The sequence below is a fragment of the Paraburkholderia aspalathi genome (assembly GCF_905220735.1).
GTDB lineage: Bacteria > Pseudomonadota > Gammaproteobacteria > Burkholderiales > Burkholderiaceae > Paraburkholderia > Paraburkholderia aspalathi.
The window spans coordinates 1681557-1696608 of sequence record NZ_CAJNBA010000001.1 but is presented as its reverse complement, the minus strand read 5'-3'; the positions used below and the strand labels follow the sequence as shown (position 1 = coordinate 1696608).

Here is a 15052-nt window from a genome sequence, read left to right as displayed (position 1 = left end):
ACTCACGAATTCTTGTCCGCTGCTTTTGCTCGCGTCTGCGCAAGCGGCGCGCTGTTCGGATCCTGATCGGTGGTCATGGGCACCATGTGAGCGCGCACTGCATCGCCCGGACGTACGCGCTGGACACCGTTCACGACGATCCGGTCGGTTGCCTGCAAACCGCCCTTGACGACGCGCAGGTTGCCCTGCATGCCGCCCACTGCGATTTCCCGGTACACGACGTGGTTGCTCTGATCGACCACCAGCACGAACTTCTTGTCCTGATCGGTGCCCACCGCGGCGTCGTCGATCAGCAGTGCCGGATGCGGCTCGCTGCCGCCGACCTTCACGCGCGCATAGAGACCAGGGATCAATGCACCGTCCTGGTTATCGAAGCGCGCGCGCACCCGGATCGTGCCGGACGACGTATCCAGCCGGTTGTCGACGGATTCGATCGTGCCGCTGCGCGAGTAGCCGCTTTCATCCGCCAGCCCCAGGTCCACGGGCACCTTGCTGCCATCCTTCGCGCGGCTCAGGTACTGCAGATAGGTTTGTTCGTCGACGTCGAACGATGCGTAGATCGGCGAAACCGACACCAGCGTGGTCAACGGCGCCGCGCTTGCACCCGCCGACACCACATTGCCCACCGTGATTTCCGCACGCGAGACGCGACCCGATACCGGCGCGACGATCTTCGTGTAGCCGAGATTGATACGCGCGGTTTCGACGGCGGCTTGCGCGGCCTTCAGGTTGGCGCTCGCTTCGCGCGCCGCGTTCTGCTTCTCGTCGTAATCGCGCTTGGCGATCGCGTTGTCGGCGATCAGGCGTTGCGCGCGCTCCCAATCGCTTTGCGTATAGCCCGTACGCGCTTGCGCCGCCGCGACTTGTGCTTCGGTACGATCGACTTCAGCCGCGTACGGACGCGGATCGATCACGAACAGCGTGTCGCCCTTCTTCACGAGGGCGCCGTCCTTGAAATTGACGGACACGATCGTGCCCGGCACTTGCGAACGGACGTCCACTTTTTCGACCGCTTCGAGGCGGCCCGAATAGCTTTGCCAGTCGGTGATGGTCTTTTGCACCACGGTGGCCACGTCGACTTCCGGCACGATGGTCGGCGCAGCAGGCGAGCTCGCGTCGACGCGGATCGCGCCGAACGTACCCAGCCCGGCCACCACGATGACGGCTAGCACGGCAATCGCCACACGGCGACGGGAAAGAGGAAGGATGGTCATGAGAAGCTCCCGGTATCGTTGATTAAAGTCTTGCTTATTGGTGTCTCAGCGATGGGCGCGTGCATCGAAGCGCCACTGAAAAAATCGCACCGCTTCCTGCAAGGCGGGCGGATGGTCGGCCAACGCGGCGTGCGAAACGCTGGGATAGCGGACCACCTGGGTCAGCACACCCGCGTCGATCAGACCGCTCGCGTATTTCTCCGCTTCCACATGCAGCACGTCGTTTTGCGCCGTCGCGATCAGCGTGGCCGGCAGGCCCGCGAGGCGCGACGATTCGAGCGGCGCGGCATACGGATGCATGCGTTGCGACGCTTGCGGCAGATACGCGCGATAACACGCCGCGCATTCCTTCGCGGTGATATCTGAGCCGAGGCGCTTTTCGTCGCCGAGGCGCGTCAGGCTTGGATCGAGCATCGGTCCGAACAGCGCTTGCGCCGCAATGCGCACGTCGCCGCGATCACGCGCGATGAAAGCGAGGCAGTTGGCCAACTGCCCGCCGGCATCGTGGCCCGCCACGCCGACCTTCTTGCTATTGCCGCCGAACGCGCGTGCTCGTGTCTGCACCCACAGCGCCGCGCGATGGGCGTCTTCAGGCGCCGCCGGAAATGGGAACTGCGGCGCCAGCGAATAACCGACCGAAACGACCAGCGCCGGTAAGTGTTCTGCGAAATACCGGGCGGCGAAGTCCGCCTGATCGATCGAACCCTTGGTAAATCCGCCACCGTGGAAGTAAAGCAATACCGGCAGTGCGGTTTTCTGTGCCTGGCGGTACAAACGCAACGTAATGTCCTGTGCGTGCCCTTCGATCTGCACGTCAGTGACGTCGAGTGCCGTGCTGTCAGCCTGTGCCGGGCCGCTGCCGGCGGGCACAAACGAGTACGGCGGTTTAAATGCATCCATGTCGAGCCGCGCAATGCGCATAGAACTTCAATGGTGCGAATTGTGGGTTCGGCAGACTCGTAAATAAATGCCTATAATCCGGCAACACAATTCGGCGCCCCTGAACAATCGAATGCGATTGCTCTGCGGATTCGATTCCTGCTCGGTGCGTCCGCCCCTTTCTGGAGGTTTGCAATGGACCGGCTTCAGGCCATGCAAGTGTTCACGCGCGTCGTCGACACCAACAGCTTTACCCGCGCGGCGGAAACGCTCGATCTGCCACGCGCATCAGTTACCACCATCATTCAGAACCTCGAAGCGTTCCTCGGCACGCGTTTGATGCACCGGACCACGCGGCGTTTGTCGCTGACGCCGGACGGCGCGGCGTATTACGAACGCTGCGTGCGCATCCTCGCGGACGTCGAAGAGACCGAGGCCAGCTTCCAGAGCGGCAATAAAAAGCCTCACGGCAAGCTGCGCATCGACATGCCGGGATCGATCGGGCGCTTGCTCGTGATCCCCTCGCTGTGTGAATTCCACACGCGATACCCGGACATCGACCTGCAGCTCGGATTGACGGACCGGCCCGTCGATCTGCTGCAGGAAGGCGTGGATTGCGTGGTGCGAGTGGGCGCGCTACAGGATTCCTCGCTGGTGGCGCGCCGTATCGGTCTGTTCGAGGGCGTGACATGCGCGGCCCCCAGCTACATCGAGCGTGCGGGCATGCCGACATCGCTCGAAGACCTCGAGAATCACAAAGCAGTCAATTATTTTTCGAGCCGCACGGGGCGCACGATCGATTGGGCCTTCATGGTTGATGGCAAGGAAGTCGAAGTGAAGATGAAGAGCATTGTGTCGGTGAACGACGCCGATGCTTACGTAACGTGCGGTCTGGAAGGCTTCGGCCTGTTTCAGCCGGCGCTCTTCATGGTGCTGCCGCATCTGCGTTCGGGCCAGCTGGTTGAAGTGTTGCCGGAGCTGAAACCTTTGCCGATGCCGATTTCCGCAGTCTATCCGCACAGTCGGCATCTGTCGCCTAAAGTCCGTGTTTTCGTAGACTGGATTGCCGAGCTGTTCGACCGCTGCCCGTTGCTGAGCGGACGCGGCAGTCTCGACACGATGTGCACGAAGCGTACTTTCGAAGAACGCGAATCTGCTCCGATAGCCGACACGCCGGTGATAACGGAGTGGGTTGCCTGATTCGCGTGAGTTGAAGTACAGATTATGGAAAAGTGAATTTCAACCGCGGCTCTAATGCCGCGGTTGCCCTGCAGTAACCGGATAACGCGTACGTCGTCACGATTGTTCTAGATTCGCGACAATTCATTTCGCGAAAGTGCGATTTATCCTCATCACCTCGAAGTCTACATTTCACCCTGTCGCAGCGCCGCTCGTGCTGCAAACGAATCGACAGGAGTGAATCATGAAGCGCAATCTCTTAGCAGGTCTGGCTCTTTCGCTGCTTGCCAGCGCACCGGTGTTTGCTCAAAGCAACGGCGGGGGCATTGGGCATGCTGGCACGTACCAAACGTTGCCTGCTCCGACTACCGTCGGCAAAACGCGTGCTGAAGTTAACGCTGAGCTGGTCGCGGCGTATCGCGATGGGTCGTTGCCTGCGTTGAATCGTACGTCGTATCCGAATAAAGGTCTGATTGGTCAGACGCAGGCTGCGCGCATTGCATTGCAGGAAGGGACTAGTGGCGATGTTACTCGCGTGGCGAATGGGCAGTAAGGCGAATGCGCCGCGATGATTCGGTTTCCAAAAGAAATTTTCATCGCGGTGGGTTGTTTGCACTCTTTATAAAGGAGCATGTTATGACACCGTCTGAACTTGATGATTGGGATGTGGATGTGGGGGCGTGGGTGCCATTTCGGGCGCCGCAGCGGTAAGGCTTTGGTTTTTGTTTTTGCCTTCGCGGCGCTTGTTTGTCAGTGTTCTTAGGACTTTGGCCTTTCCTTGATTTGTTAGTGGTTTATTAGCGTTCCCCCTGTGCGGGGGGGCACCTACTTTTCTTTGCCGCCGCAAAGAAAAGTAGGCAAAAGAAAGCGGCTCAAACCGCTAATGCTAAGCGGGAACCGTGGTTTGCCTGGGGTAGTGGTGCGACTGGAATCCGTGCTCTCGCACATTCGGCGTTAGTGACAAAGGATTCATCAGCTCCCACTCCGCACTTCGTGCGTCGCGGACGGGTTTGCATGGGAAACCACGGGCTTCGATTGAGGTCCATGAATGCCGAAACGCAGCGATTGGTTTTATGAGCGGCTCTTCGGCGCGCGCAGCGCCGCCGGAAGTATGACGCCCTTGTCACTGGCGCATGCAGCGGCACGAACACAGATTCCAGTCGCACCACTACCGTGAGCGAGCTGCGGGACCCGCTTAGCAGGGGCTTCTAGCCGCTTTCTTTTGCCTACTTTTCTTTGCGGCGGCAAAGAAAAGTAGGTGCCCCCCCGCACAGGGGGAACGCTAATAGACCACTAACAATTCAAGGAAAGGCCAAAGCCCCAGGAACACGGACAATAAGCGCCGCCAAAGGCAAAAAAACCTACCTCTTAGGCACCCCTTGCCGCCACTCCCCCCAATGAGTAGCAATATCCTGCACAAGCGGATTCCCCGACCTATACAGGTTCTCAATAGCAATCGTAAAGCCCCCTTGCGCAGCATAGTTAAGCAGATTATCCGCACTGGTCTGCCCATCATATGGCCGATCAAAATCAGACCCAGCCCGCAGCACCGCAACGCGGCTCAGGTCAACCTTATGCACCGAGGCCGCGCGCTTAAGCGCCTCATACGTCGCGTTATCCTCCTGCTGCGTCGTGCAATACACGCCATTGCCATCCGTCAGAATCTTGGTCCAATCCCGCGCCCGCTGCCCAAGCAGCGTCCCCGACCACCAGGTATCACCCGCGAGCGTGTCGCATTGAATGACCGTAGGCGGCCGATTCGCCGGCGCATACGTATACTTGGCCCGCGCAGCCTGCGCCTGAGCGTTATCAGACAGCACAACGCTACGCGACAAGGCAAACGCCGTATCGGCTAGCTGGGTATTCAACTGGAACACCTCCGTCCGATAGTCGAGCGGTGGCTTAGCCGTCGGACTCGTGGTGTTGATCCCCAGGTATCCGGTATTCCAGCCAGGCGGAATCTCCCGTCCATCGATCTCCCACTGAATCCCGAAGTCGACCAGGTACTTCGCCCACGCGGCGGATCCAACCGTGCCTTGCTGCGGATCGATCCCGGCAATCCCCGCCACCATAAAGTACGTATGCCGCAAATCGAAACGCGATGAAAACGTCAATGCCATAATCGACGCGGCAGCGTTGCTATGCCCCATGCCCGTCGTCATGACGCACACGTCCTGCTTATTGCAATGAACCGTCGGGTAGTCGGGCGATAAGCCATCGACCGTAATCTCGCGCCATGGACCCAGCCGATCGAGCCATACCTGCCCTTCCGGTCCAAACATCGAAATGATCATCACCTTGACCGGCCGCCCGTGCGAGCCGCCGTCGCCTTGCGAGAAACCATCGTTGTCGTCCGCGCTGGCAGGGCCGGATGTAAAGGCGGCGCAGGCCGCGAGTGCAATGGCAGAGATTGCGCCAAGTGTGCGAGTCAGCATCGTAATTCTTCCTTTTTGCTTGTGATGCAGATTGGGAGAAAGGCCGCTTTCAAGCCGAAAGAAGTATAGATGCGAAGAAATTATTTTCCACTACGTATTGCAGCAAGTCACCCACCGCGACTGAACTCCGCTGACCCGCGCGTTTGATCTGCCCTCCAGCACGTCAACGCGTCCGTTCCTATAATGGGGGGTCGTCAGCACGCACCGCGTTTGTGCACTTCAACACAGGAGCACCTCGATGGACTATGTGAAACTGGGCCGCACCGGCCTCGATGTATCGCGTCTTTGTCTCGGCTGCATGAGTTACGGCGTGCCCGCTCGCGGCACCCACCCCTGGTCGCTCGACGATGAAGCGGCGCGCCCCTTTATCAAGCAGGCGCTCGACCACGGCATCAATTTCTTCGATACCGCCAACGTTTACTCGGACGGCACCAGCGAGGAAATCGTCGGCCGCGCATTGAAGGACTTTGCGAAACGCGGCGAGATCGTGCTGGCCACCAAGGTGAATAGCCGCATGCATCCGGGCCCGAACGGTGCGGGTCTGTCGCGCAAGGCGATCATGGCGGAAATCGACAACAGCCTGAGGCGTCTCGGTACGGACTACGTCGATCTGTATCAGATCCACCGCTGGGACTACGACACACCGATCGAAGAAACCATGGAGGCGCTGCACGACGTGGTGAAGGCCGGCAAGGCGCGCTATATCGGTGCGTCGTCGATGTATGCGTGGCAGTTCGCCAAGGCATTGCATGTGGCTGAACGCCATGGCTGGACGCGCTTCGTGACGATGCAGAACTACGTGAATCTGCTCTATCGAGAAGAAGAGCGGGAGATGCTGCCGCTGTGCGAAAGCGAAGGCATCGGCGTGATTCCATGGAGCCCCCTGGCACGCGGACGCCTGACGCGCGACTGGAACACTGAAAGCGCACGCTCCGAGACCGACGAATTCGGCCGCACTCTGTACGCACATACCGAAGACGCGGACCGCCGGATCGTGGAGCGCGTCAGCCAGATTGCGAAGGAACGCGGTGTGCCGCGCGCGCAAGTCGCACTAGCCTGGGTGTTGCAGAAGAAGCCGATCACCGCGCCTATCGTCGGCGCGACCAAGCTGCATCATCTCGACGATGCGGTCGCAGCACTGACGTTGAATCTGAGCGCGGACGAGATCCGCCAATTGGAAGAGCTGTACGTGCCCCATGCGGTGACCGGTTTCAAATAAGCAGCCAGTGCACTGGCCAGCGGACGCGAAAGTAAGGGCCGTCCCAAGCGGAGACACTAGCGCGATCCGCTGGCCACCGACGAACCGGACATATCCTCGCCAGTGAGGCAACGCATCAAACCCGCGGCACGTCCGGTTCGAAAAACACCCAGCGTACTTGCGGAAATGCCTCCTGCAAGTCCGCTTCGATCACGTTGATCGCGTCGACCATCGCGCGCCCGCTCGCGTAGTCGATCATTTCCGCCTGCACCGCCACCACCACGTGACGGCCCCACTGCAGCGTAATCATGTTGATGATGCTGCGAATCTCGGAGCGGCCGCGCAGATGCGTCTCGATCGCGCGGCGCACTTCCGGGCTCGCCGATTCGCCGACAATCATCGACTTCACTTCGCGCGCCACCAGCCACGCAATCACCATCAGCAACACGCCGACGCCGATGGAGCCCAGTGCGTCGTAGACGGGATTGCCGGTCACCATCGTCAGCAACACGGCGACAAAGGCGATCGCAAGACCCGCCAGCGCGGCAATGTCCTCGCCGGCCACCACCAGCAGTTCGGACTCGCGCGTTTCGCGAAACCAGCGCCACAGATGTTTGTCGGGATGCGACTTGCGGATCTCCTTCACCGCGCCCCACAAGGAAAGCGTTTCGAGCACCACCGAAACGCCCAGTACGACGAGCGCCACATAGGCATACTGCAAAGGCTCGCGCGCGAATAGACGATGCACGCCTTCGTAAACCGAAAACGCGCCGCCGACAAAAAACAGCAGCAATGCCACCAGCAGCGAATAGAAATTGATCTCGCGGCCACCGCCCATAGGATGCAAGGGGCTTGCCGGCTTGCGCGCTTCGCGCAAGCCGAATAGCAGCAGCAACTGGTTACCGCAGTCGGCGGTCGAATGAATGGCTTCGGCGAACATCGAGCCGGAGCCGGTGAACGCGGCAGCAGCGAACTTGCAGATAGCGATGCCGAGGTTGGCGGCAAGCGCATAGAAAATGGCTTTCGGCGATTCTTCTTTCATCGTCGTGGAGAGGGTCCGTGAGTTTGCAGAGCGCTTTCGGTTGGCAATAGTTCGTATTATGGACATGCCAGGTAGCATGCGTCCAACCCCGGCGCTGTTCCGCGCCGGGTTCTGTGACGTATGCAGCACATCTGCTTGCTCTCGCGCCCCGTCGTGCTATGCCCTTTCGAGCGCGGCCATCTCCCGCACGATCACCAGAAGCATCGACAGGCTTGCGCCGCCCGTGGCCCGCAGATCGGCAAGCAGACGCGCATAACGCTCGAGTTGCGCGGTGCGCTTCTCGCGCCATGCCTGAACCAATGCGTCCGGCGTGGATGCCTCGTCGGCGCCGGCCAGTGCGCTCGTGGTCAGCGCGCGTTTCAGGCGTGCGAGTTCCGCCAGAGCCGTGGCGCGCGCCAGCATGTCCCAGTGCGTGGGAGCCGGCAGCGCGGCCGCGCGCTCGCTGATCCAGCTGTAGTTCAGCAGCGTGCCGAGCGCGAAGTAGACGCCCGCCACGAGTTCGAGACTGCGCCCGCAAGTCGACGCCACCTCGGCGATGTCGAGCAAAGCGGCCGATATCTCTCCGCTGGCGATCCGCACTGCCAGTTCGCTATCGACGCCCGCGTCCACGAGCACGCGTTGCCGCTCGGACAGCGCGTCGAGATCGGCACTCGGCAGCAGCGCGGGCCATTGCGGCGCAAGGCGTTGCGCCGCGTCGCGGCAGCGCGCAAGCAGGCCGGCAACATCGCCGGCGCTAACCGCCCCTGATTGCAATTGCCGCAGGAACCACAGCGCCGAGCGTTCGACGAGCCGCGCCACTTCGACGAACATGCGTGCCTGCACATCGTCGGCGACACGGTTATCCAGCGCATCGATACTGCGCCACACGTCGTCGAGATCGAACACGTCGCGCGCCATGATGCAGGCGCGCACGATGTCGCCAGGCTGCGCATCGGTCTCTTCCATCAGCCGATGCACGAACTCGCAGCCCACGCGATTCACCAACGCATTGGTCAGATGCGTCGCAAGGATTTCGCGCCGCAACGGGTGACGTTGCATCGGCTCGCTAAAGCGCTGCCGCAACGGCTTCGGAAAGTACTCGATCAGCATGTCGCTGACGAGCGGGTCTTCCGGCATCGACGATTCGAGCAGCGCGTCGTAGAGCCACATCTTGCTATAGGCAAGCAGCACCGCGCGTTCGGGCGTGGTGAGCCCTTGTTTCGCGGCCTGGCGCTCGGCGACTTCTTCATCGGTCGGCAAGAACTCGATCACGCGGTTCAGACGGCCCGCGCGTTCGAGATAACGCATCAGGCGCGCTTCGGCATCGAGCAACTCGACGCCGTAGCGGCCCGCAATCGAGAGCGCCTGGGTCTGGTAATAGTTGTCCTGCAAGACGAGCAAGCCGACTTCATCGGTCATTTCCGCGAGCAGTGCATTGCGCTGTTTCTCGGTCATTTCGCCGTCGGAGACAACCAGCCCCAGCAGGATCTTGATGTTGACCTCGTGGTCCGAACAGTCGACCCCGGCGGAGTTGTCGATCGCATCGGTATTGATACGACCGCCGCGTTGCGCGAACTCGATACGTCCGAGTTGCGTAAGACCGAGATTGCCGCCTTCCGCGACCACCTTGCAGTGCAGATCGGCGCCGTTGACACGGATCGCGTCGTTGGCGCGGTCGCCCACCTGCAGATGCGTTTCGCGACTCGCCTTCACATAGGTGCCGATACCGCCGTTGTAAAGCAGATCGACCGGCGCCTGCAGAATCGCACGCATCAATTCAGCGGGCGCGAGCGCCGGCGCGCTGATGCCAAGCACCGACTGAACGGCTGGAGACAACGGAATCGTCTTGGCGGTGCGCGGAAACACGCCGCCGCCCGCCGAGATCAGCGACGGGTCGTAGTCGGCCCAACTCGACCGGTCAAGCCCGAAAAGTCGCCCGCGCTCGGCAAGGCTTGCCGCCGGATCGGGATTCGGATCGAGAAAGATATGCCGATGATCGAATGCGGCGACCAGTTTGATATGCGGCGAGAGCAGCATGCCGTTGCCGAATACATCGCCCGACATATCGCCGACGCCCACGACCGTGAAGTCGGTTGCTTGCGTATCGACGCCCATTTCGCGGAAGTGCCGTTTGACCGACTCCCATGCGCCGCGCGCCGTGATCGCCATTTTCTTGTGGTCATAACCGACCGAGCCGCCCGATGCAAAGGCATCGTCGAGCCAGAAGCCGTATTCCTGGGAGATCGCGTTCGCGTAGTCGGAGAAGGTGGCGGTGCCCTTGTCGGCGGCGACGACCAGATAGGGATCGTCGGGGTCATGCCGCACCACATCGGGCGGCGGCACCACCGTCGTACCCGTGAGGTTGTCGGTCAAGTCGAGCAAGCCGCGCAAGAACGTCTGATAGCAGGCGATGCCCTCACGCATCCACGCGTCGCGTTCAGTCTGCGGCGGCGGATTCTTCACGACGAAACCGCCTTTGGAGCCAACCGGCACGATCACCACGTTCTTGACCATCTGCGCCTTCATCAAGCCGAGCACTTCCGTGCGGAAGTCCTCACGCCGATCCGACCAGCGCAGGCCGCCGCGCGCAACCCGTCCACCGCGCAAATGCACGCCTTCCACACGCGGCGAGTACACCCAGATTTCGAACATCGGTTTCGGTTCGGGCAAACCGGGCACCTGGGCGGGATTGAATTTGAACGACAGATACGGTTTCGGATGGCCGTCAGCATCGAAGCGATAGTAGTTCGTGCGCTGCGTGGCCTTGATGACGCCGAGGAATTGCCGGAGTATCCGGTCCTCGTCGAGATTCGGCACCTGATCGAGCGCGCTGTCGATCGTCTTCAGCAAGCTATCGACACGGGCCTCACGTGTGTCGCCAAGCACCGGATCGAAACGTGCAATGAACAACTCGACCAGCATGCGGGCAATCGCCGGATTGCCGGTCACCGCGCGTTCGATATAAGCGTCGCTGAACGTCGAACCCACTTGCCGCAGGTACTTGGCGTAGGCACGCAGAATCGTCACCTCGCGCGCACTCAGTTGCGCGCGCAACACCAGGCGGTTGAAATCATCGCTTTCGATTCCGCCGGTCCACACCTGTTCGAACGCATCTTCGAAAAGATCCTTCACCCGTTCGATATCGAACTCCGCATCGTCCGCGAGTTCAAGGCCGAAATCGTGAATCCAGGCAGGCGTGGCGTCGAGTGCTTCGATCAGATAAGGCCGCTCTTCATCGACACGCACGCCGAGATGTTCGAGCATCGGCAAGCTGCGCGACAAGGCAATAGGCAAGCCCGCACGATAAACCTTGAAACGGAACGCGCGCGGCCCTGATTCGATCGGGCGGTACAGGTTCATGGCGAGCCGCTCGCTGCCCTGCACGCGCTCGATCAACTCGATATCGCGCACGGCGGTACGGGCCGGATAATCGTCGCGATAGCCGGGAGGAAACGAATCTGCATAGTGTTGCAGGAGACGGTTGCCCTGCTCTTCGCCGAATGCATCGAGCAACGCGTCGGCGAGATCGTCCTGCCAGCGGCGCGTGACGTGAACGAGGCGCGCTTCGAGCTCACGCGTATCGACATGGGGCATGCCTCCGGGCTTCGCATGCACGACGAAGTGAATGCGCGCGAGTGTCGACTCCGACAACAAGGGCGTGAATTCGACACTTTCCCCGTTGAACGCATCGGTCAGCAGATTGGCGATGCGCTGCCGCAGATCGGTGTTGTACTTGTCACGCGGCACGAACACGAGACACGACACGAAGCGATCAAAGCGGTCGCGCCGCACGAACATCCGCGTGCGCTGATGCTCCTGCAAACGCAGCACGCCCAGCGCGATATCGTAGAGCCGGTCTTCGTCGGCCTGAAACAGTTCGTCACGTGGATAGGTTTCGAGCACCGTCACCAGTGATTTGGCCAGGTGGCCCTTGGGCAGGAAACCGGCCCGCCGTACGATGTTCGCGCATTTGCGCCGTACGATCGGAATCTCCGCCGCCGACACCAGGTACGCGGTGGACGTATACAGGCCGATAAAGCGCCGCTCGCCGGTCACCTTGCCGTCCGCACCGGTCAGCTTGATGCCGACGTAATCCAGATAGCCCGGCCGATGCACCGTCGCGCGCGAGTTGGCCTTGGTCAGGAAAATGGGCGACGAGCCGGAGATGATATCGGCCGCCGCCGGTGGCAATGGCGTGATTTCCGCTGCGCCCGCGGGACGCAACTCGTCGCGCAGAATGCCGAGGCCCGAGCCGGGTACCGCACGCAGGCCAAAGCCGATATCGTGCTGCACCAATTCATAGTCGCGCTGGCCAAGAAACGTGAAATGATCGGCCACCATCCATTCGAGGAACGCGCGGGCTTCCATACCTTCCGGCCCTGCCTCGCCGGCCTTCATGCCTTTGACGGTGACGCGCGCGAGTTCGACGATCTTCGGCCAATCCTCCACTGCGGCGCGCACGTCGCGCAGCACTCTTGCGATCTCGTCACGCAATGCGTCGAGTTTCGCTGCGTCGCCGCAACGGTCGACCTCGAAGTGAATGAACGAAGCAAGCTGCGAGCGCGTATCGGCGGCATCTTCAGCGCCCTGACCCACGCGCACAATGCTGCCGTCCGGTCCGCGCCAGATGCGAAACACCGGATGCACGACTGAATGCAGTGCGAGCCCGAGGCGGTTGACCGCCATCGATACCGAATCGACCAGGAACGGCATATCGTCGTTGACGATCTCGATCACGGTGTGATCGGAATGCCAGCCATGCTGTTCGAGTATCGGGTTGTAGACACGCAGCCGTTCGCAGCCTGGCACGAAGCGCTGCGCGGTTTGCCAATGGGCAAGCGCTGCGCCGTAAAGATCAGCGATGGAGCGGCTTTGAAGATCGTCGGCGTCGACGAAATCGTAGTAGTGCCGCAGGAAAGGCTCGACGACTTTGAAGGTTGGCTCCGGCAATCGTCCACGCGCAAATTCAAAGACATCGTTCAGCAGGTGCGTGACGGCTTCTTCATTCTTTGCTTGCATGATCAACTCCCCCGGCGGGCGGCAATAGCGAGTATCGCTTGATTCGCATGCATCGTCTGAACGAGGATTATGCGCCTGCCACCTGGAAATCGATGCGCGAGCTCACTTAGGTTATACCCGCTGCCGGAGAACGTGCCGCCTCCGTTTAAAGCGCGGCCTTCAATTCGCCAGCCTCCTGCCTCAGCCATGCCTGAACCTGTTCGCTGGTCCAGGCCGGATCATCGTGCGGCAGGTCGTGACCGGCCCATTGATGCTCGCGGTGCGCTGCGCCCCACGCTGCCGCGAGATTGGCCGAACACACCGGATTGACCAGCTTATCGGCGCGTGAAGAGAGAATCAGCAACGGGCAATGCGGTTTCGCCGCAGTCGCACTAAAGCGCGCGGCGGCCCAAAGCTGCCGCAACGCATTGCCGCGGCTCACCGGCGCGCTGCGGCGAATTTCGCTCCATGCATCGAGATCGGCGCCCAGCGTTTCGACGTTGTTGCACGTCAGCCGATGAATACCGCTTTCCGCGCGCGTTGCATCGCGCCAGTGTGCTGCGACGCCCAGCAGGCCAGGCCATGCTGATGGACGCAAGCGCTCGTGCATGCGGCTGAACGGCCTCATGCTGGTATTGATCAACACGAGCCGCTCGATCTCGCCGGGATGCCGTTGTGCCCAGTCGGTCGCCACCATGCCGCCGAGCGACATCGCCAGCACGCGATAGGGACCTGCAGCACCCGTTTGCAATGCAGCAATCCGCACGAAGCCCACCATATCTTCGACGGTGGCCGGCGCGCGCAAGTGCACGAACTCGCCATTGCCGGGCAGATCGAGCAGCAACAGGCGATCCGTGCCGGTCGCCTCGCGCAGCAAGCCAGGCAAACAACCCCAGTGGCGTGTTTCGCGCGTCAGTCCACGCAACAGAATCCAAGTGCTCATGGCGCTTCCGGCGTGGTCCAGTGATCGATCGCGCTTTGCAGCAGTTCCTCGCGACGATTGCCTTGCGGCAGCCAGCGTTGCGAAGAGAACGCTGCGCGCGCGAGAAAATCAAGCAGATTCGCGTGACGCCGCAGCACGCGTGCGGTGCGGTGCGCCTTGACCGGATTGAACATGCCCTGGCGCGAAAACAGTTGACGTGGGTTCTTCTTGATCCACAGCCACGAACCGAGTTCGAGCGTCATCGGCAGGAAGACGTTGGGCGGCGGCGTACGGTCGTACGCGAAGTCCCACAGATCGCCATGCAACAGATACTGGTGGCTCTGCGGCTCGAACGCGTAGCCATGATGCGGATGCGCGCGCTCGAACATGGTTTTCAGCACGTACATTTCCGGCAGATGCGGCATCAGCTTGCGCGTGCGCGCGTAGGGAAACCAGATGCTGTCGCGCCAGCCGTACCCCGAGTGGCAGTCGAGCGCAATGCTGAGAGGCCGCGCGGCCATGTCGGTTTCGACCACCCGCAGGAGCGCCGCGGCCTCGGGCTCCATCGGCTCGCCTTGCCGGCCGCGATACCACGGCAGCCACGCGCCCACGCGTTGACCGCCGGCCAGCAGCGGCACGCGTTCGTCGGCGTTCTGCGGCGCATTGCGCATCAGATCGACCCCATTGGGATTGGCCCGCGTGGCGGCCCACATGCCGCCCGGATTGACGATCGGCATAAAGATCAGACGAATCGATTGCAACTGCCGCACCAGCAGTTCGTCCCATTCGAGCCGGGCGAGCAGCGCGCGCATGTAGTCGAGCACAAGTTGCGAGCCGATCCGTTCGAGTCCGTGAATGCCGCCAAAAAACCCGATTGCCGGCGCGAGCGGATCGGTTGAACCGATGCTCGCGGTGTGCACAGCGAAGTGCCGGCCCCGCACCGTTGTCTCGCAGACCGTGCGGATCTCGAAGCTGGCGCTGCCCTGGTCGAGGATCGTCTTGAGATCTTCGTACTCCGCAAAACTGTCGGGCAGAAAGCTCAAAGGCTGCATGACGACGTCGAAAAGGAACTGCAAGGTTATTGGGGACGGCTCACCGAATGACGCAATATAGCCTGGCTGCAGGTGATCATGCGCAGCCCGCCCCGCCCAATGCAAATCATGTCATGCGGGTGTCATTTTCCATTCGAATGAATGACTTCTGCCT

General features: G+C 61.3%; 10 protein-coding genes. 3 read left to right on the top strand and 7 right to left on the bottom strand.

The features are described 5' to 3' along the window. Positions 1–2: 2 nt before the first annotated feature. Both KHO30_RS07505 and KHO30_RS07500 read right to left on the bottom strand, forming a co-directional pair. Positions 3–1214, bottom strand: coding sequence for an efflux RND transporter periplasmic adaptor subunit (locus KHO30_RS07505; RefSeq protein WP_093634717.1), 1212 nt, complete (start codon positions 1212–1214; stop codon positions 3–5). 45 nt (positions 1215–1259) lie between these two features. Next, positions 1260–2114: an alpha/beta hydrolase gene (locus tag KHO30_RS07500; RefSeq protein ID WP_093634909.1), complete on the bottom strand. Its 855-nt coding sequence runs from the start codon at positions 2112–2114 to the stop codon at positions 1260–1262. Between the two features lie 174 nt (positions 2115–2288). On the opposite strand from KHO30_RS07500, the gene KHO30_RS07495 reads away from it, so the two are divergent. Then, complete coding sequence (locus KHO30_RS07495) at positions 2289–3293, top strand: LysR family transcriptional regulator (RefSeq protein ID WP_211700461.1); 1005 nt, start codon at positions 2289–2291, stop codon at positions 3291–3293. Positions 3294–3516: 223 nt separating this feature from the next. Further along, on the top strand, positions 3517–3825 hold the full coding sequence (locus KHO30_RS07490) for a DUF4148 domain-containing protein (protein WP_054039092.1): 309 nt from the start codon (positions 3517–3519) through the stop codon (positions 3823–3825). 808 nt (positions 3826–4633) lie between these two features. On the opposite strand, the gene KHO30_RS07485 is transcribed toward KHO30_RS07490, so the two are convergent. Beyond that, positions 4634–5707: a purine-nucleoside phosphorylase gene (locus KHO30_RS07485; RefSeq protein ID WP_211700460.1), complete on the bottom strand. Its 1074-nt coding sequence runs from the start codon at positions 5705–5707 to the stop codon at positions 4634–4636. Positions 5708–5945: 238 nt separating this feature from the next. Here KHO30_RS07485 and KHO30_RS07480 point away from each other — a divergent pair, with 238 nt between their 5' ends. Beyond that, the gene (locus KHO30_RS07480; protein ID WP_211700459.1) at positions 5946–6926 is read left to right on the top strand and encodes an aldo/keto reductase; all 981 of its coding nucleotides are present in this window, start codon (positions 5946–5948) and stop codon (positions 6924–6926) included. A gap of 115 nt (positions 6927–7041) precedes the next feature. Here KHO30_RS07480 and KHO30_RS07475 read toward each other — a convergent pair whose 3' ends face one another. From KHO30_RS07475 to KHO30_RS07460, 4 genes are all read right to left on the bottom strand, one after another. Then, a complete protein-coding gene (locus KHO30_RS07475) occupies positions 7042–7947 on the bottom strand; it encodes a cation diffusion facilitator family transporter (RefSeq protein ID WP_054043383.1) in 906 nt (301 codons plus the stop codon). A 156-nt stretch (positions 7948–8103) separates the two neighbouring features. Then, positions 8104–12945 carry an NAD-glutamate dehydrogenase gene (locus KHO30_RS07470; protein WP_211700458.1) on the bottom strand — a complete coding sequence of 1614 codons (4842 nt, stop codon included), beginning with the start codon at positions 12943–12945 and terminating at the stop codon, positions 8104–8106. Positions 12946–13090: 145 nt separating this feature from the next. Then, positions 13091–13867: an alpha/beta fold hydrolase gene (locus tag KHO30_RS07465; protein WP_211700457.1), complete on the bottom strand. Its 777-nt coding sequence runs from the start codon at positions 13865–13867 to the stop codon at positions 13091–13093. Beyond that, entirely contained in the window at positions 13864–14898 is a 1035-nt protein-coding gene (locus KHO30_RS07460) for a M14 family zinc carboxypeptidase (protein ID WP_054043398.1), read from the bottom strand. Before KHO30_RS07460 ends, KHO30_RS07465 begins: the two co-directional genes overlap by 4 nt. Positions 14899–15052: the final 154 nt, after the last annotated feature.